The organism is Rossellomorea sp. ABR4_004 (assembly GCF_056159585.1).
The window spans coordinates 17,931-35,862 of sequence record NZ_JBSWVM010000009.1 but is presented as its reverse complement, the minus strand read 5'-3'; the positions used below and the strand labels follow the sequence as shown (position 1 = coordinate 35,862).

The following is a 17,932-nucleotide window of genomic DNA, read 5'->3' as shown; positions in this document are numbered from 1 at the left end:
TACTATAGTATTGACTGCGTTTTTTATATAAATGATTTAGCATTGATATAAAAAGAAACAACTTATTTAGGAGGATACAATATGTTTGTCCGGACTGAAAGTTTTTCACAATTTTTACGGTTCTATCCTATTATTTCCCTGCTTGTATTCATTCATATCGCTTTATACCTTGTCAGTGCACTACCTATTTTCCCACAAATGTGGGTGTACGAGCAGCTGGCCGGTGTGAATTTATTTATCAAAGAGGGAGAATGGTGGAGGCTCGTCACCCCTATCTTTGTACATTTGGGATTTGCTCATCTGCTATTTAATTCATTTTCCCTTGTCCTGTTTGGCACACCACTGGAAAAGCACCTGGGAAAAGCTAAGTTTATCGGTCTTTATATAGCAAGCGGCGTGTTTGCCAATATCATTACTTATGTTATCAAGCCCCTTACGTATAGTCATGTGGGAGCATCGGGAGCAATCTTTGGTTTATTCGGTTTTTACATCGCCATGATTCTCTTGAAAAATCATTTCATCACGAGAGAAAGCCGGCAAATCATCATACCGATCGTCGTCATTGGTGTTGTCATGACCTTCATGCAATCCGGAATCAACATAACTGCCCATATTTTCGGTTTAATCGGCGGCTTTGTGATTGGGTGGATTTCAGGTAAAAAATAAGAAACAAAAGTGACCCGCTAACGAATCGCGGGTCACTTTTATCGTTTACACACTATGAGAAAACCAGGAAGCGATGGTTTGAAGGTCCTTCTTTTCAAGATCCCTGATAGGACTGACATAACCAGTCTCTCCAGATTTTATCGTTGTTCTGAGACTGCCCAAGTTTTTTCTCGTTTGAAACCAGCTTTCATGGGTGTCCAAAGATTGAATGCGACTTTTCTTTATGTGCATCGTATTTTTCAATATGCCTCTATACTGTAAAGATAATTGTCCATCAACAATCTTCCAGCCTCCTGCACGGTATTGGTAGTACCCGAGAATCCCGAAAGGAATCATCAACAGGCCGACCCAAAGACCATACGGCCAATACATAAAACAAACAGCCGTGGTAGGGACCACCACCCAGATTGCCTGTCTGAACACATATCTTCTTAAGGAACGTCCCGGTAGCCTCTTAAAATCATCTTGAATGACATAATCCGGAAATAAGTCGTTTAATAAACCCGTAATTCGCTTCTTTTTCACGATCGGGAATAATTTTATACTCGTGCTGTCTTTTTCCAAAACAGAACCGCCTGCATTTTCAATGTGGACGGTGCAATACCCCAAGAGCTGCCTGATTGGATTTTCCACTACCCGGATGCCTTGCACCCGATTTAAGGGAACCGTCACCTGCTTCTTCTCCAGAAGCCCTCTTGTCATGACAATATGATCATCCACAATTTTAATTCTGAAATCACCATAAATAATAAATGTCCAGGCAATCGATAATAGCCAGGCAATGAGCAATCCCAAGAATGCCATCACCGAAACCACAAACACGCCGCTTTTCACAAAAACAGCCAGCTCATCATACACAGCTTCATACGGAATGAACTCATTAAATTGGGATAAGAAAACAAACACACCGGAAATAATGACCCCGATACCGCCTGAAGTCGTAGCAAGAACCCAAATGTCTTTCGAGCTGAGGTTGAAAAAGGGAGCTTCATCTTTCAAAGTCTCCGTAGTTTCGCCAGGAAGATCTCCGGATACGCTATGACCCTTTTTCTCCCTATATATCATTGCCTCCAACTCTATCGCTTCTTCTTTTAAAATAGCTGTCAATTCCGCTTCTGATTCCCGGGGATTCGAAGACCCAGCCGTTTCGACCTTGACCTTAACCAATCCAAATGGCCGATGCAGAATGCCCTCAGAGAAATTCAAACTCTGTATCCGGTCAATGGGAATATACCTTTTCTTTTTAACGAATAATCCGTACTCGATCCGCAGCTCCCCTTCTTCCAATCGATATGTAAACCGTAGCCACTTTACAATCCCAGTGACCAGAACGAATACAAGAACTGCCGCCATAGAAATAACAGGCATATAATCCCAAAATCCTGTCTTCTCTCCCCGGTTATTCAATACAAATAAAAAGACAAAGGGAACGATTAAGTCCTTTAATTGCTTTACAAAATTCGCTACAGCTGAAATCGGATGCAGTCTCTTGTGCTCAGACATCATCTTCCGCCACCCTTGCAAGTTGTGAAATGGAGTTCCTCAATTCATCTGCTTCCTCCACATCCAATGCCGGAATCTCATGAACCGTGGCCGCAGTCGAAATCGTAATGGTTGCCAACTCATACTTTTTTAAAATAGGGCCCTGGACCGTATCAACATGTTGGACCCTCACCATCGGGACCAACGTGCGCTTCACAATAAAAATTCCTCTTTGAAGCTCAATCTCCTGCTCCCTCACCTCATAACGCCATCTCTTCCATTTAATTGTTGGAATAAAGAAAACAAACAAATATGTAAATAGAATCAATATGGCAACTGCTGCTGCAATGATCCATTGTGGCCACTCAAACATCACAGTCAGCGTAATCGCTCCTGCAGCTACAGCTGCGACGATCAACGATTCAATCACACCATATATCTTCCACACCTTTAAAGCCTTTGGTGAAATTCGTTTTTGCGGCTCTCCGATCATACCCATCCCCTCACTTCTCTCTTTTACTAAATCTTACAGTATATTTACGATTTGGAACAGAGATGGTTTCAGATTAAGGTGAAAGCTTCGGGAGATTTGCCTATATTAGATGAAACGAACTTTTATCCACCCACTCAATCCCATCTATCCCTCTCAGGTCCTCCACTAATCGGAATAATGCGTCATCCTTCTTTTTCGCTTCTATCATACAGTCCATTTCATCCACCGAGCCCTTTATCCCATGAAGAAAATCAAGGAACATCTTAGGTTCGATAAACTCGGCATGGGCTTTGTAATCTTCCTGGGATCGCGGGCTTGAAATATGCATCTTCACAGGTAATGATGACTGGCTCCACGTTCCAACGATCCTCTCCCAATCCAACAACCAATCTCTTTCGTTATAAGCAAGATGATGATGGTAATCGAATACAAGGGGGATCCCGAGCTTTTCACATAGATAAAGGGCATCCGAAGCACTGAACACAGTATCATCGTTTTCAAGAATGATCATTTGTTGAAGAGAAACGGGGGTCAGACCCCAATTGTGTATGAATTGCTCAAGTGCCTTTTCTTTATCTTCATAAGCTCCACCAACATGGAGAACACAGCGGTGGGTTGGATCGATTCCCATCCCTTTTAATAATGCCTCATGCATCTTAAGCGTTTTAAGAGTGTTTTTCAACACATCTACATCACTTGAATTCAACAGTACAAAATGATCGGGATGAAAATCCACACGCATAGGATGAAGCGTCAAATACTCTTTAATCGCATCGAGCTCAGGTTTCAAGGGCGAAATGAAATCCCATCCCTTCAATTCAGGATGATTCGCAAGAGGGATCAACTTTGAACTGAACCGGAAAAAGTGAATCTCATTAAGAACATTATGCTTTAAAAGCCGCAGGCAGTTTTCAAGATTCGATTTGGCAATACGTTCGAGTTTATGAATAGCAGCCTCACGATCCTTGATCCCGGAAAACTGCTTATAAGTCATCGTTTGGGAAGGGGATGCATTCTGGAGGTTCATACTCATGGCAACATAGCCTAACTTTACGAGTGTCATGTGGGGTGGACTCCTTTTTGGGGTTAGTATGTGCGGATTGGAGAGATTTATCTCGTTGGTTTTGAATAGGTGACAGACTTTGTTCCTCCTTTTGTTTCTAATTGAAGGGATTTCAATATTTTATAAGCGGTGTTTCGTGAGTTCAGGTACAAAAATCTCCTTAATTCTTGATTGGTTATGTGATCACTTATTAATAAGAAATAATCCCGGACTGTTTCTAGATGAGCATATTTAGATGAACTGCCACATTTAACGCAAAACCATGTTCCACTTACTCTAATCATTGGTATATGATGGCAGTTTTGACAACGTACTCCAGTCACAATATCGCTTTGGGTAAGAGAATATCTCTCCATAAAGTCTAGCTCCGATTCTTCATGTTTTTTTAGAATGGTTTTCTTCATTTTGGTCAACTCTTTATCAGTCATGTCTTCTTTTACGTATGTCCCATTTAAATGCTTGATCTTATCTATTATATTTTGAGAGTGAATAATATTTCTGTAAGGTGAGTCAGCAAGTGGGGGTTCGGTATATTTTAAGATGGTTGATGGGTTGCTGAATACAACGAGGTGCTTGATTGGAGGGTGCTTCAGCTTTTGGACACTGAACCATTTTTGCAGTAATAATTTTTGTCTTTGAACCTGAGTGATCGGGTCAGAGAATCCTTCTGTAATTCCTTTATAAGTCCGGGTAAGCTGTCTTATGAAAGGGTCAATGGTAACGATTCCTGAGATATTCTTTACTTCGATAACTAAAATATAGGATGGGGTGAGGATGAGGAAATCGATTTGGAAATAGTTTGAGAATAGAGGAAGCCTTACATCATAGAAGATTTTATATTTCTTGTCATTTAAGAAACTGAGGTGGTAGTAGACGGTTGATTCACCGTTGAAACCTGCTTTTCTTTTCTTTAAATCCTTATCTACAATGGGAATCTTTTGATGATTGAGAGGCAGGCGCCATAATAATGCTTGGGTTTTATCAATATTGATTGGGATTTTGAGTTCTTTACAGATCAATTGATCACTCTCCTTTAAGGTTCTGCCTACTTTAGTTCGCCACAGGCTTAAAAAACCCTTCTTTTTAATTTAGATAATCCACAGAATACGACTGATTGCGCCGTTTTGAGGTTTAATTGCGTCGATATCTGAATAATTGCGTCGTTTTCAGCTTAATTGCGTCATTTTATTATTTATTGCGTCGCTTCTCACGATAAATGCGTATTTTTGTAAAAATTGGAAACTCCCATGATCCTCCCCCATTTCTATACGCATCCAAACCAACAAAAAAACACGACAACCCAAAGGTCATCGTGTCCTCAAATCTATTGATCAAGAATTGTTATAAGATTTACGTTTGGTTGAAGATTGTGGTCTGCCGCCGCCAGTACGGTTGCGATCTCCGCCACGGCTTCCGCCTCCGCGATTTCCACCGCCGCTGCGTGGTGATCCTCCACGGCTTCCGCCTTTTCCGCTGCGTGCTCCACCTTTGTATCCACCGCCGCGATTTCCGCCGCCACGATTTCCACCACCTCTTGATGGTAATGGACGCTCTTCAGTAATTTCAACTGGTGTTGTATCCGGCTCTTTCGTCAGGACACGGATCGCTGCTGCAACTGCTTGAACAGGATCGTGGTCTCCCAGGAATTCTTCTGCTAATGGATAGTAATCTTTAAGATCACTTTCTTTCGCCGCTTCAGCTAATTTTTCAAGAGCTAAGCGTTGTTGACCTTCAAGGGCTTCGTTTAAGCTAGGTGGCTTAAGAGCCGTCATTTTCTTCTTCGTTGTTTGTTCAACAATCTTCAGGTAACCCATTTCTCTTGGTGTAACAAAAGTGATGGACATACCCTTCTTACCTGCACGACCTGTACGTCCGATACGGTGAACGTAGCTTTCAGGATCTTGAGGAATATCAAAGTTGTAAACATGCGTTACGCCTGAGATATCTAATCCACGGGCAGCAACGTCTGTTGCGATCAGGATATCGATGCGTCCTTCTTTGAATTTCTTAAGGACCGTCATACGACGAGCTTGAGAAAGATCTCCGTGAATACCTTCAGCCAGGTAGCCGCGGATGCTAAGAGCACGCGCTAATTCGTCTACTCTACGCTTTGTACGACCGAATACGATCGCAAGTTCAGGTGATTGAACGTCGATTAAACGGGAAAGAGTATCGAATTTTTCTTTTTCGCTAACTTTCGTGAAGTATTGTTCGATGTTCGAAACGGTTACTTCTTTTGATTTAACTTTGATTACTTCCGGCTCTGTCATAAAGCGATTCGCAATGCGGCGGATAGGATCCGGCATTGTTGCAGAGAATAGAAGTGTTTGTCTTGTGCTTGGAACAGTCTCAAGGATGCTTTCGATGTCTTCGATGAAGCCCATGTTCAGCATTTCGTCTGCTTCGTCAAGTACTAATGTTTCAACGTTTTCAAGGTTGAGTGTTTTACGTTTGATATGGTCAAGAAGACGACCTGGTGTACCAACGATGATATGAGGGTTCTTTTTCATCGCGCGGATTTGACGCTGGATGTCCTGTCCTCCGTAGACAGATAACACGCGTGCACGCTTGTCGGATCCGATACGATATAACTCTTCAGAAACTTGAATGGCAAGTTCACGAGTTGGTGCAATGATAAGAGCTTGAACATTTGGATTTTTCACATCGATCTTCTCGATCATCGGGATTCCAAATGCTGTTGTTTTACCTGTTCCAGTTTGTGCCTGACCGATGATATCCTTACCTTCTAAACCGACTGGAATCGTACTCGCCTGAATTGGTGTCGCTTCTTCAAAGCCCATACGTTTAATTGATTTCAACGTAGATGCGCTTAAGTTTAAATCTGCAAACTTAGTCAATGTTACATTCTCCTTTAATTTACATCTTTTATAACTAATCAATATCTGATTATATTTTTAGGTCGGAACGAAATCTTACCCACCGAAAGACTTCGGTATCTAATCTAAAACCGTCTATATGAGATGTTTAGTTTTATGTTTGGTACAAAAAAATACACTCTTCAAAATAGAAGAGCTAGCACGTCCAACAAGTTAAGAACTATGTTGTAGCTATGTTACCACTTCTAGAAATGAATTTCAATCTAATGTCAAATAGTCAATCTATTCATTTAGAAGGAATTGGTAGATCTCTTCAAAAAGTTCGTGCTTATCTTCACTATGACAGATCAAATGTTTTGCTTTAGGGGAATAAAAAAGGTTTTTTTCTTGGGAAGAAATAGTCTCGTATATATATTTTGCAGCTTTCGGGGGGACTATTCCATCAATCTCTCCTTGGGCAATAAAGGTTGGCACATTAACCTTTTTCAGGAGTGGACGAGCAATACGAACGACTTTTCTAAATTCGTACGTGGATAGAACTGGGGTTTTTGTCACCTTCCATTTGTACCGGTTGTACAGCTCGTTTTCAATCAGATTACCTTGAATTCCTTCTTTAATCATATTTCCAATATCTTTCAGTAGCTGCTTCACATTTACATAATAAGCTGCTGCACTTAAAAGCACGAGCTTATTGACTTCATATTTCACAGAAAGATACGAAGCGATCAACCCGCCCATGGAGAATCCGATTACGTAAACCTCATCGCATTTCTCTATAAGAGCCTGAAGTTCTTCCTCAGCATGCTCGATCCATTCAATATGTTTGACCCCTTTCAGTTCAAGGGTTTCACCATGACCAGGCAAAGTGGGCACAACGATTTCCCAGTCGGTTCTCTCTTGAAGGAAATCTGCCAGAGGCTCTACTTCAAAAGGGCTACCGGTGAATCCATGGATTAGTAAACAACCGATCATGTTATCCCCTCTTACTTTTCAAAAGGTAGGGAGCGAGCCAATCTCCCATCATCTACAAGCTCATTTTGTTCATATCCATTAAGGTTTAAACTTGGAGGTCAGTAGAAATTTATGCCTTTAATCCATCGATGACTTCTTCAAGCTTCATTCCCCTGGATGCCTTGAATAAAACCAGCTCTTCCCCTGTAATGAAGGAGGACAGCTCTTTTGTCAGGCTGTCTTTATCTGTAAACGAGTGAACACGATCAGGAGAAAAATTCTCAAGTGCACCCTTACCGATAAAGTCACCTAAAGGACCAAATGTAAACACATGCTGAATTTTGTCCGGATTGATCAATTGTCCAATTTCCTGATGAAATACTTCTTCCTGGTCGCCAAGCTCCAGCATATCTCCAAGCACCAGGATTTTTGTATGGAACCCCTCAAGTTCTGACACAAGCTGAATCGCGGCTTTCATGGAAGTAGGGCTGGCATTATAGGCATCGTTAATGATGCTTTCGCCTTTCTTTCCTTCCACCATTTCCATTCTCATCTGGGTCAACTTTAACGACTGTAAGCCTTCTTTCATTTCATCCACACTGAGGCCAAATTTACGGGCAATCAGGATTCCGGCTAGAGCGTTGTGGATATTATGCTGGCCTAATACAGGAAGAAAGAATGTTTCTCCTTCAGCGAGAGAAGTCTCAAAATAACTCCCTTTATTATCCATCTTGATTTTTGTTGGGTAAATCGTATTGAATTCACTTCTACCGAAAGTCTCCACATGCTTCAGGTTGAGTTCCTGAACACCATCCTGTAACAGCGGTTCATCTCCGTAGTATGCAAATAACCCATCGGACTTCAAGCCCTTCACAATCTCCAATTTGGCTTTGGCGATTCCTTCCCGTGATCCCAGATCCTGAAGATGTGATTCTCCAATATTGGTGATGATGGCAGCGTCGGGCTGAGAAATCTCTGATAGAAGTTCAATCTCTCCGAATCCACTCATTCCCATTTCAAGTACAGCCACTTCAGAATCCTGGGGCAAAGAAAGGATCGTTAAAGGAAGACCGATGTGGTTGTTATAGTTCCCTTGTGTTTTATGAACTCGATACTTCACTGACAAAAGGTTTGCCACAATATCTTTCGTTGTTGTTTTTCCATTACTGCCTGTAATTCCGACTACCTTTAAATCCAGCTCATGGCGATATTGATTGGCCAATGACTGAAGGGCCAGAAGGGGATCTTCCACTACTAGTACGGGAATATCTTCAGGTGGATTAGGAACATTAATATCCCAAAGAGCGGCAGACGCACCATTTTCAATGGCATTTCGGACGAATTGATGACCGTCCACGTTTTCCCCTTTAAAAGGAACAAACAGATTAGCACCCTCAATCTTTCTTGTATCGATGGAAACGCCTTTCACCACCACCGACTCGAACTTGGAAAGATTATTTTTTACATCAAGCATGTTGCATATATCTTTTATTTTTTTCTCAAACATTCGCTTTCTCCTTTTACTCTTTTTGATGAGAACAGAGCAGGGACTGCCTTTAGACGGTGAATCTTCCGGGCAGTCCCAAGTATCGTGTGTTACATCGTATGTTTAATCGTTTGTTTGTCTTGATAACGTTCTAAGCCAAGTTCCACTAATTTCCCGATCAGGGTTGGATAGTCTACACCAGTGTGCTTCCATAGAAGAGGGAACATACTGAATGGTGTGAAGCCGGGCATCGTGTTGACTTCATTCATATAAATCTGACCATCTTCTGTTAAGAAGAAGTCCGCACGCACAAGTCCTGAACAATCCAGGGCTTTATACGACTGAATCGCGATATTCTTCATTTCATTGTAGATGCTTCCTTCTACTTCTGCAGGAATGATGAGGGCCGTATCTCCGTCTTCATATTTCGCTTTGTAATCATAGAAGTCTTTTTTAGGTACGATTTCACCCGCAACTGAGCACTCCGGCTGGTCATTCCCTAATACACCAAGCTCAATTTCACGCGCCTTCACACCTTCTTCAATGATGATCTTACGGTCGAACTGGAACGCATCCTCGAAGGCAGTCTGCAATTCTTCGCGTGACGTACATTTGCTGATCCCTACTGATGAGCCTAAGTTAGCAGGCTTTACAAAACAAGGATACCCAATCTCATCCTCCACTTGTTTGTAAGTAGACTCAGGGTTCCCTTTCCATGTACTGCGGATGAACCATGTGTAATTAACTTGCGGAATGCCCGCTTGAGCAAATAAATTCTTCATGATGACCTTATCCATTCCAGCAGATGAGGCAAGAACGCCATTTCCTACATAAGGAAGGTTTAACAGTTCAAGCATTCCTTGAACGGTTCCGTCTTCCCCATTCGGTCCGTGAAGCAACGGGAAGATCATGTCATAGCCAACAGACTCAGAAGGAGAAATGGATGTACTTAACGCATTAGGGGCAATTTCTTCCCCATCCTTAAACTGTAATGCTTTCACATCTTCAACGGGAGCATTCAGTTGTGGGCCTTTGATCCACGCGCCTTCTGTTGAGATGAAAATAGGGTGAATTTCATATTTATTTAAGTCCAGGGCTCCAATCACGGCCTTGGCTGTTTGCAAGGAAACATTATGTTCAGCGGATTTACCGCCGTACAGTAAGCATAACTTCGTTTTCATGTATGAGTTACCTCCAATATTCACAATAGATGATTCTATTTTATCACTTTCATCGGAAAGGGAAAGAATGATTCCTATGGAAAATAAAAATTACCACATTTGTCTTGATTCGAAAGACATTTAAGTCAAAGCCCATTATATATGTATGCAAAGGAAAACTAGTCCTGCGACAGGGAGCCAACAATATTATTCTGAATACACTTAAGATTTCGCCTATTTGAAAAGCTATTAAAATATCCTCCCATAAGGTGTACAATCTTTCTATTAAAAACATTTGTATTTTCGAGGAGGACACCAAGATGAGAAAGCTAGGTTTACTGCCTAAGATCCTTTTAGGTATTGCTTTAGGTATTGTCATTGGAGCGTTTGCACCAGAGTGGTTCGTTAAAATTTTCGCTACATTTAATGGATTATTCGGTAATTTCCTAGGATTCGCTATTCCCTTAATCATTATTGGATTTATTGCTCCAGGAATCGGATCCATGGGTAAAGGAGCTGGTAAGCTTCTCGGTTTAACCACAGCTCTCGCATATGGTTCCACGGTGTTAGCCGGCTTACTCGCCTTTACGGTTGCGAAGTCTATTTACCCAACTTTGTTGGCCAATCAAACGTCTCAATCATTTGAAAATCCCGAAGAAGCGCTTCTCAAGGGATTCTTCACAGTAGAAATGCCTCCTATTATGGGCGTTATGACGGCTTTGCTTATCGCCTTCACCATTGGTCTAGGAATGGCTGCCATTAAGGGAGACGCTCTTCAAAAGGGCATGAATGAATTCAGGAACATCATTGAACTTGTGATTGAAAAAATCATCATTCCACTCTTACCGGTTCATATTCTTGGAATTTTCGCAAACATGACCCAAGGTGGACAAGTCAGTGCCATTATGTCTGTATTCGCTAAAGTATTTGTTATGATTATTCTTTTACATGTAGTCTTTTTAATTTTACAATATACAACTGCCGGAACTTTAAGAAAACAGAATCCGCTTTCTATGATGAAAAGCATGCTGCCGGCATACTTTACGGCACTGGGAACTCAATCTTCGGCGTCTACGATCCCCGTAACGCTTGAGCGCTCAAAGAAAATCGGTTCGAGGGAACGTATTGCTGACTTCTCTGTACCTCTCCTGGCAACGATTCATTTATCAGGAAGCACGATTACCCTTGTCAGCTGTGCCATGGCCGTCATGTTCATTCAAGGAGAAGCGTTACAGTTCACTCAGCTGTTCCCGTTCATTCTGATGCTTGGAATTACGATGATCGCGGCACCTGGTGTTCCCGGTGGAGCTGTCATGGCTGCCCTTGGATTACTTGAAACAATGTTAGGCTTCGGACCAACAATGACATCACTCATGATTGCCCTTTACCTAGCACAAGACAGCTTCGGTACAGCGTGTAACGTAACAGGTGATGGTGCGATTACGTCAATCGTGGACAAGCTTACACAGAAAAAAAAAGTACCACTTTCTAAAATAAAAGCAAGCTGATATATGGAGGTCCGTCCCTATTTGAGGGACGGACCTCTGTTTTCTTGTTGAAGGGCTTCTCCTACTTCTTGTCCTTTTCCCTCAGGGATATGCTTGAAGTGCCTCTTTCTGTTTAAAACGAACTTTCTTCATGAGTGCACTATTTTCTGTATAATGGAAATATTAACATATTAAAGGAGTGCTCATGAATTGAAAATAACCGGTCAGCGTGTAACACTTAGAAAAATAGAAGAAAGAGATCTTCCTACTCTATGGGACTATATTTACAGTGATCCTTCTCCAGAGTGGAAAAAATGGGACGCCCCTTATTTTGAACATAAACGCTTAACGCGTGAAGAGTACATAGAATCATCGATGAAACATAAAAGTCGCAGCGATGAATTCCAGCGGATCATTGAAGTAGACGGAACCATCATTGGAACCATCGGATATTACTGGGAGTACGAGCCTACCAGATGGCTTGAAGCGGGAATCGTCATTTATGACCCTTCCTATTGGAACGGCGGCTACGGAACAGAGGCGTTATCCCTCTGGGTGGACCACCTGTTTCAATCGAAGAAAATTGGCCGTGTTGGAATCACCACATGGTCAGGAAATGAACGGATGATGAAGGCGGCAGAAAAAATCGGAATGAAACTCGAGGGAAGAATGCGCAAATGCCGCTATTATAATGGTGTTTACTACGACTCCATCCGTATGGGCATGATTCGAGAGGAATGGGAAGAACAGCGTCCTCTATAAAGGAGATTCATAATGAAAACAATCATCTTAGTCGGTGGCGGACACAGCCACCTCCATTGTTTAAAAAAACGGATAGAAAATCAGGATGATCACGTGAAGTGGGTCCTCATTTCCCCCTCACGTTATCAATATTATTCAGGAATGTTCTCAGGTTACACGGAAGGAATCTACCCATTAGAGGAAACGCGAATCGATTTAGAGAGATTGTGTGAGGAGGCTGGGTGTGAATTCGTCGAAAGAACCATTCTTTCCATCGACCCTGAGCAGCAGCATCTCCTGACTGACAAAGGTGACATATTCACCTACGACTTTGTTTCCTTCGACATTGGATCCCGTAATGACTCATTGGAAATCGAGGGCTTACATGAACACAATCTTCCGATCAAACCAAACTATCGTTTCCCTGAACAAATAGAAAAGTTTCATAGCAGCAGGAAAACCGTCTTTATCGGAGGCGGTGCGGCGAGTATTGAAATGGCCTTGTCATTGAAGGCATGGAAGGTAGACAACGGCTTTAAGGATCATTTGGTAACGGTTGTTCATTCCTCCCCCCTCTTAGAAAAAGCCGGTTCCTATACTTCAAGGAAAATAACCGGGGTTACTCGTTCAAAAGGGGTTGAGCTATATCAGGGACGCGTTAAAAAGGTAGATGAAGCTCACGTGTTTACAGATGGCGGAACAAGTATCAACTACGATGAAGTGATCTTCCTAGGAGGACCAAAAGCGCCGCCACTGTTTGGGAGCAGCATTTTACCGACAGATGAAAAAGGCTTTCTAATGGTGAATAGCTATCTTCAATCCGTCGAATACCCGAACGTATTTGGAACGGGCGACTGCGCCACTTTAAAGGACTTTCCGGATACTCCGAAAAATGGGGTAACAGCGGTACGACAAGGACCTGTCCTGTGGAAGAACATGAACGGGGCAGCGGTGAACGGCAAAATCATTCCCTTTGAGCCCCAAAAACGATACCTTGCCATCATGTCGGTGGGAGATAGGCGAGGCTTTTTAACGTACGGATCGTTTTCATTGGTCAGCGGCTGGGCCTGGCGGTTGAAGAATTGGATTGATGTACGGTTTATGAGGCGGTATAGTGGGTGAGGTGATAGGTTTTATTGTTCGATATTTGTTGAGCCAAGGTCTATACACATCACCATAAAAAAAAACGCAACCGCCCTCCAGCAGTTGCGCCTCTCCATCTATCATCTGAATATTTCTACAAACTTCTTACTAATCACAGGCAGCACACCATCGAACAGCTTCTCTCTCCAATACAAATCCGCTACCTGCTGTACGGCTGCTGCGTGATTCGGGTAGGGATAGACCATATTGGACAGTGCCCCGATTTTGCTTCCCTTTTCCATGGCGAACACGACGGGTTGCATCCAGTCTCCTGCGCCGGAGCCGACTGCGTGGGCACCGAGGATTTTCCCGCTTCCGTCTGTGATGATTTTGACTAGGCCATCTGTGTTTTGGTCTGCCACGAACCGATCGACTTCGTCTAATGTTTTTTTATAAACTTTGTACTTTAACCCTTGTTCCACTGCCTCTTCCTCGGTTAGCCCGATATGAAAGATCTCAGGTGTGGTATAGGTTGTCCATGGAAGCTTGTTGTAGGAAACTTTACGCTTCAAACCGAATACGGCATTTTGGACGACAAGCTTCCCTTCCATTCCCGCACCGTGGGTGAATGGATATTGACCATTGACGTCCCCGATGGCGAAAATATGCGAATGGTTCGTTCTCAGTTCGTCATTCACTTTGATGAAGCCCCGGTCGTCTACCTCGACTCCCGCAGCGGGCAGATTCAAAGATTCTGTCCCAGGTTTGCGGCCCGTTGCCAGGAATAATACGTCTCCATCCACAGATTGCTCTACTCCGTCTTTCACATATTGAACCACTTTCTGTCCATCCCGCTCCGAAACTTTTTTAATATCCACTCCATAAATAAACTGAATATCATGCTCCAATATACCTGTTGCTGCTTCACGGATTTCCTTATCTTCCTTCACCAGTATCTCATTGTGCTTCTCAAGGACAACGGCTTCTGATCCCAAATGAGAGAATGCTTGTGCCAGCTCTAAACCAATCGGACCTCCTCCGATAAACACGACGCGGCGGGGCAGCTCATCTACTTCAAATACGGTTTCATTCGTATGATACTCAACGTCTTCCAAGCCTGGGATTCCGGGAATGAGCGGACTTGACCCTGTTGCAACGACTATTCTTTTCCCGGATATCCGGTCCTCTTTTTCCACTAAAATCGTGTGAGGATCAATAAACTCTGCTCCACCGAAGTAAATATCGACCCCTAACTGCAGGAAGCGATCGGGGTCGTCATGTTGTTGAATATGGGCAACAGCTTCTTTGACTCTCGCCCTTACCTTTTTCATATCGACTGAACCCTTTGTATCGAAACCATAATCATTGCTTGCCCGAATCATAGCTACTTTTCTCGCAGATTGGATGAATGCCTTGGATGGAACGCATCCAAAGTGCAGGCAGTCTCCGCCGAGAAGACCGCTCTTTTCGATGAGGGCCACTTTTGCTCCAAGGGACGCGGCTCCCGATGCGACGGTAAGTCCACCTGCCCCTCCTCCTATTACGATCAAATCGTATTGATCCATCTTGATCTCTCCTTATGAAAGTAATCGTTTCGCTTCTAAAAATCGCTGTAAGCCCGTGTACAATTCCACTGCAAAAAACAGTAAGGTGGTCCACAGGACGATGGACGGAAATAGCATCATGACGCTGAACAGAATGAATCCTTCCGTCCTTTCAGCAAGTCCTGCCTGATAATAAAAGGATTTCATTCCCTGTTTCTCTGATACGGCTCCGACTGTCAGGAAAATGGTCATGGAAATAATAATGGATACACTCAGTAAAAGGAGCGACCACATAATCTCAGGGTGTATGAAAGCAACGCCCAGAATGACACTGATTTCGACGATTCGATCAAAAGTGACATCCATGACGGTTCCAAAGGGGGAGGGCTTGGTTAATCTGGCCATGGTACCATCGACTGCGTCCAAAAAGCCGGATAACCATAATAAGAGGACGGCTAAGATCGGGAATCCAAAATAATAAACCAGACCTGTAGCTGAGCCTACAATAAATGCAATCAACGTTACTTGATTGGCTGATAGTCCCCTTTTTAATAGCATACGTGCTGTTCCCTCAATGCTTGGCTGCACCCACTTACGGGCATGCGTATCTAACATGTGTTTCCCATCCTTTACTTGTCATCTTTACTCGATAATCCCAGCCAGTCTTTCATTTTTTTCTTGAAGATCAAAGGCACGATGATCATCATCAAGAAAAAGCCGATAGCGATATATAAATTCGTTCGATCTTCTCCTACCAAGCTTGACCCCAGAAATACATACCCAAACGTACCAGGTAAAATCCCGATGGCTGTAGCGAAGATGAATGGGATGTATCTCACCTTCCCCATGCCGGCAAGGTAACTGATGAGATCGAAGTTTAAAAACGGAACGAGCCGTAATAGTAATACATAAACAAATCCGTTCTCCTCCATTTTCTCGCGGATCTTAATCATACGTGGAGATGGTCTTTTTAATAGTTTCGCACCAAGGAAGCTCGCAGTATAATAGGCTACCGTTGCACCACCTAAAGCTCCGATCAAAATGTAGATGAAGCCTTCAAATGCACCGAAAGCAAGACCTGCAGCCAATGAGAGGATGGAAGCTGGAAAAAGAATCAGCGGGCGAATCGTATAGACGACAATAAAAACAATAGGAGCCCAAATACCATAGGACACGATCCAATCTCTGATGTCATGTGGCTTTACGTTAAAGAAATTCCGGCTCAGCCACATGAGGAGCAGTAATATGGTAATGAACAACAGGATCTTACCGATTTCCTTCTTCTTCATTCTTCTTCCCTCCTATTCCTCGTTCTGAAACGTTTGGATGCTCTCTTCCTCTGCATAAAGCCAGATGTCTTCAGTAGAAGTCTCTGGTTCAATGGGTAGGTTTAGCTTTTGCTCCAGTTCATCCACCCATACTTCATAGAGGTTGGTCCCTGCTACAAATAACTTTTGCAACACAGTTCCTTTCCATCTTGGCAGGGAAGCACCAGCAAAGGTTGCACCTGCCTTTATGTGGGATGCGTGAATGAATTGTTCCTGATTCAGGATGAGTCCGTCACTCATGAAAGATGCCACAAATGGAGTGTGTGGCCGATAATAGATATCCTCCGGTGTTCCTATCTGCAAGAATCTGCCACTCTGTAAAACAGCCACTCGATCTCCAAGTTCATACGCTTCATCGCGATCATGCGTGACGAATATGACGGTTGTTTCTTCTTCTTTAAAAATCTGCCGTACCCATTGCCTCAGTTCCTTCCTTAGCTGCAAATCCAGACTGCTGAAAGGTTCGTCTAAAAGTAAAAGCTTCGGCTTCAAAATCAAAGATCGTATCAGGGATACCCGTTGCTGCTGACCACCGGAAAGCTCAGAAGGATAATGATGCATCACTTCTCCGAGGCCTACTCGTTCAATATAGTTCATGGCTTTTTCCTTGTTTTTCCCTTTGTTTCGTTCTTTCATTTGCAACCCGTACATGACATTTTCAAGGACATTCATATGAGGGAATAATAATGGCTGTTGAAAGACTATCCCAATGGGGCGTTTTTGAGGCTTTAAAGAGGTGATATCTTTCCCATCAATATACGTATTCCCTTCTGTCGCAGACTCTAACCCGGAGAGAATGCGAAGGAATGTTGATTTACCGGATCCGGATGCTCCAACCAATGTGAGAATCTCGCCTTTTGTTAATGAGATCGAAACGTTGGTTAAAATCTCTTTATCTTTAAAGGATTTGGTTAATTGATTAATTTCTATGAATGAACTCAAAGGTTCTTCCTCCCTCTTGGTTGTTGATAAGGGAGTAAGAATCTCAAACACCCTTCTAGAATGATATACAGTATGATGGGAATGATTGCGAACACGATGGAGAAGGCTGCCATCACCGCTTCATCTGCCGTATCGGTAAAAGGATAATAAACCATCGAGAGCGTCACGACATTCCCTCCCCCTATAATAGCTGTAAGGACATACTGGCTCAGGCTGATCACAATGGTCAGGAATAAGACACTTCGAATGCTTGGAAGAAGCAAGGGCAGTTCAATATGGTAAAAACGTTGAAAAGCTCTGCCTCCAAGCATAGCTGATTGCTCAATTAAGTTCGTACCGATCCTCTCATAGCCCGCTTTGAACATTTTGATACTATACGGAATGGTGGGTACTAAGTGAACGAGGGCCACTCCGGTCCAGTGATCAGCAAGTCCATACTGAATGAACGTAATATGAAGCCCGATGGCCACCACCAATACGGGTAGGAATAGGGGCAACATAAGAAGTGTTTCAACGATGGATTTCCCTCTGAACGTGGATAATGAAAATACCCTTCCTGAAGTAACGCCAATCAAAAGATTTATCGCCAGTACAACAATCGCAATCCAGATAGAGGCACCAATCGAATCCACGAATTCCCCCTCATTTATTAACACCTGCCACGCCCTT

17 protein-coding genes are annotated in these 17,932 nt (G+C 43.0%); 4 read left to right on the top strand and 13 right to left on the bottom strand.

The genetic code is table 11. The features are described from left to right. Window positions 1-81: 81 nt before the first annotated feature. The gene (locus ACXAF2_RS22905) at window positions 82-666 is read left to right on the top strand and encodes a rhomboid family intramembrane serine protease (protein ID WP_475142060.1); all 585 of its coding nucleotides are present in this window, start codon (window positions 82-84) and stop codon (window positions 664-666) included. A 45-nt stretch (window positions 667-711) separates the two neighbouring features. On the opposite strand, the gene ACXAF2_RS22900 is transcribed toward ACXAF2_RS22905, so the two are convergent. The 8 genes from ACXAF2_RS22900 to ACXAF2_RS22865 all read right to left on the bottom strand — a co-directional run bounded on the left by ACXAF2_RS22900 (window position 712) and on the right by ACXAF2_RS22865 (window position 10,159). Next, the gene (locus ACXAF2_RS22900; RefSeq protein ID WP_475142059.1) at window positions 712-2,169 is read right to left on the bottom strand and encodes a PH domain-containing protein; all 1,458 of its coding nucleotides are present in this window, start codon (window positions 2,167-2,169) and stop codon (window positions 712-714) included. After that, complete coding sequence (locus ACXAF2_RS22895; RefSeq protein ID WP_475142057.1) at window positions 2,162-2,641, bottom strand: PH domain-containing protein; 480 nt, start codon at window positions 2,639-2,641, stop codon at window positions 2,162-2,164. The genes ACXAF2_RS22900 and ACXAF2_RS22895 overlap by 8 nt, the downstream gene beginning before the upstream one ends. Window positions 2,642-2,741: 100 nt before the next feature. Continuing rightward, the gene (uvsE, locus tag ACXAF2_RS22890) at window positions 2,742-3,704 is read right to left on the bottom strand and encodes a UV DNA damage repair endonuclease UvsE (RefSeq protein ID WP_475142055.1); all 963 of its coding nucleotides are present in this window, start codon (window positions 3,702-3,704) and stop codon (window positions 2,742-2,744) included. 47 nt (window positions 3,705-3,751) lie between these two features. Beyond that, window positions 3,752-4,723 carry a nuclease-related domain-containing protein gene (locus ACXAF2_RS22885; RefSeq protein ID WP_475142053.1) on the bottom strand — a complete coding sequence of 324 codons (972 nt, stop codon included), beginning with the start codon at window positions 4,721-4,723 and terminating at the stop codon, window positions 3,752-3,754. A gap of 312 nt (window positions 4,724-5,035) precedes the next feature. Beyond that, a complete protein-coding gene (cshA, locus tag ACXAF2_RS22880) occupies window positions 5,036-6,562 on the bottom strand; it encodes a degradosome RNA helicase CshA (protein WP_475142051.1) in 1,527 nt (508 codons plus the stop codon). 261 nt (window positions 6,563-6,823) lie between these two features. Continuing rightward, a complete protein-coding gene (locus ACXAF2_RS22875; RefSeq protein ID WP_475142050.1) occupies window positions 6,824-7,513 on the bottom strand; it encodes an alpha/beta hydrolase in 690 nt (229 codons plus the stop codon). Between the two features lie 109 nt (window positions 7,514-7,622). Next, entirely contained in the window at window positions 7,623-8,999 is a 1,377-nt protein-coding gene (locus tag ACXAF2_RS22870) for a UDP-N-acetylmuramoyl-tripeptide--D-alanyl-D-alanine ligase (protein WP_475142049.1), read from the bottom strand. 89 nt (window positions 9,000-9,088) lie between these two features. Beyond that, a complete protein-coding gene (locus ACXAF2_RS22865; RefSeq protein WP_475142047.1) occupies window positions 9,089-10,159 on the bottom strand; it encodes a D-alanine--D-alanine ligase in 1,071 nt (356 codons plus the stop codon). A 299-nt stretch (window positions 10,160-10,458) separates the two neighbouring features. On the opposite strand from ACXAF2_RS22865, the gene ACXAF2_RS22860 reads away from it, so the two are divergent. The 3 genes from ACXAF2_RS22860 to ACXAF2_RS22850 all read left to right on the top strand — a co-directional run bounded on the left by ACXAF2_RS22860 (window position 10,459) and on the right by ACXAF2_RS22850 (window position 13,488). Further along, complete coding sequence (locus ACXAF2_RS22860) at window positions 10,459-11,646, top strand: dicarboxylate/amino acid:cation symporter (protein ID WP_148971281.1); 1,188 nt, start codon at window positions 10,459-10,461, stop codon at window positions 11,644-11,646. Window positions 11,647-11,835: 189 nt separating this feature from the next. After that, window positions 11,836-12,387 carry a GNAT family N-acetyltransferase gene (locus ACXAF2_RS22855; protein ID WP_475142046.1) on the top strand — a complete coding sequence of 184 codons (552 nt, stop codon included), beginning with the start codon at window positions 11,836-11,838 and terminating at the stop codon, window positions 12,385-12,387. A 12-nt stretch (window positions 12,388-12,399) separates the two neighbouring features. Next, entirely contained in the window at window positions 12,400-13,488 is a 1,089-nt protein-coding gene (locus ACXAF2_RS22850) for an FAD-dependent oxidoreductase (RefSeq protein WP_475142044.1), read from the top strand. Window positions 13,489-13,589: 101 nt separating this feature from the next. On the opposite strand, the gene ACXAF2_RS22845 is transcribed toward ACXAF2_RS22850, so the two are convergent. Genes ACXAF2_RS22845 through ACXAF2_RS22825 form a run of 5 tightly spaced genes read right to left on the bottom strand, consistent with a single transcriptional unit; the run spans window position 13,590 to window position 17,895 of the window. Then, window positions 13,590-15,014, bottom strand: coding sequence for a dihydrolipoyl dehydrogenase family protein (locus tag ACXAF2_RS22845; RefSeq protein WP_475142043.1), 1,425 nt, complete (start codon window positions 15,012-15,014; stop codon window positions 13,590-13,592). 12 nt (window positions 15,015-15,026) lie between these two features. Continuing rightward, complete coding sequence (locus tag ACXAF2_RS22840; protein WP_475142042.1) at window positions 15,027-15,608, bottom strand: CDP-alcohol phosphatidyltransferase family protein; 582 nt, start codon at window positions 15,606-15,608, stop codon at window positions 15,027-15,029. Between the two features lie 14 nt (window positions 15,609-15,622). Continuing rightward, the gene (locus ACXAF2_RS22835; protein ID WP_475142040.1) at window positions 15,623-16,282 is read right to left on the bottom strand and encodes a TVP38/TMEM64 family protein; all 660 of its coding nucleotides are present in this window, start codon (window positions 16,280-16,282) and stop codon (window positions 15,623-15,625) included. Between the two features lie 12 nt (window positions 16,283-16,294). Continuing rightward, entirely contained in the window at window positions 16,295-17,263 is a 969-nt protein-coding gene (locus tag ACXAF2_RS22830) for an ABC transporter ATP-binding protein (RefSeq protein ID WP_475142039.1), read from the bottom strand. Beyond that, window positions 17,260-17,895 carry an ABC transporter permease gene (locus ACXAF2_RS22825; RefSeq protein WP_475142038.1) on the bottom strand — a complete coding sequence of 212 codons (636 nt, stop codon included), beginning with the start codon at window positions 17,893-17,895 and terminating at the stop codon, window positions 17,260-17,262. Before ACXAF2_RS22825 ends, ACXAF2_RS22830 begins: the two co-directional genes overlap by 4 nt. Between the last annotated feature and the right edge of the window lie 37 nt (window positions 17,896-17,932).

Excerpts from the sequence above, each read along its gene's own strand:
- ACXAF2_RS22860 (WP_148971281.1), top strand. The coding sequence starts at position 10,459 with ATGAGAAAGCTAGGTTTACTGCCTAAGATCCTTTTAGGTATTGCTTTA.
- ACXAF2_RS22895 (WP_475142057.1), bottom strand. The coding sequence starts at position 2,641 with ATGATCGGAGAGCCGCAAAAACGAATTTCACCAAAGGCTTTAAAGGTG.
- uvsE (WP_475142055.1), bottom strand. The coding sequence starts at position 3,704 with ATGACACTCGTAAAGTTAGGCTATGTTGCCATGAGTATGAACCTCCAG.
- ACXAF2_RS22865 (WP_475142047.1), bottom strand. The coding sequence starts at position 10,159 with ATGAAAACGAAGTTATGCTTACTGTACGGCGGTAAATCCGCTGAACAT.
- ACXAF2_RS22870 (WP_475142049.1), bottom strand. The coding sequence starts at position 8,999 with ATGTTTGAGAAAAAAATAAAAGATATATGCAACATGCTTGATGTAAAA.
- ACXAF2_RS22845 (WP_475142043.1), bottom strand. The coding sequence starts at position 15,014 with ATGGATCAATACGATTTGATCGTAATAGGAGGAGGGGCAGGTGGACTT.
- ACXAF2_RS22850 (WP_475142044.1), top strand. The coding sequence starts at position 12,400 with ATGAAAACAATCATCTTAGTCGGTGGCGGACACAGCCACCTCCATTGT.
- ACXAF2_RS22840 (WP_475142042.1), bottom strand. The coding sequence starts at position 15,608 with ATGTTAGATACGCATGCCCGTAAGTGGGTGCAGCCAAGCATTGAGGGA.
- ACXAF2_RS22905 (WP_475142060.1), top strand. The coding sequence starts at position 82 with ATGTTTGTCCGGACTGAAAGTTTTTCACAATTTTTACGGTTCTATCCT.
- ACXAF2_RS22875 (WP_475142050.1), bottom strand. The coding sequence starts at position 7,513 with ATGATCGGTTGTTTACTAATCCATGGATTCACCGGTAGCCCTTTTGAA.
- ACXAF2_RS22900 (WP_475142059.1), bottom strand. The coding sequence starts at position 2,169 with ATGTCTGAGCACAAGAGACTGCATCCGATTTCAGCTGTAGCGAATTTT.
- ACXAF2_RS22835 (WP_475142040.1), bottom strand. The coding sequence starts at position 16,282 with ATGAAGAAGAAGGAAATCGGTAAGATCCTGTTGTTCATTACCATATTA.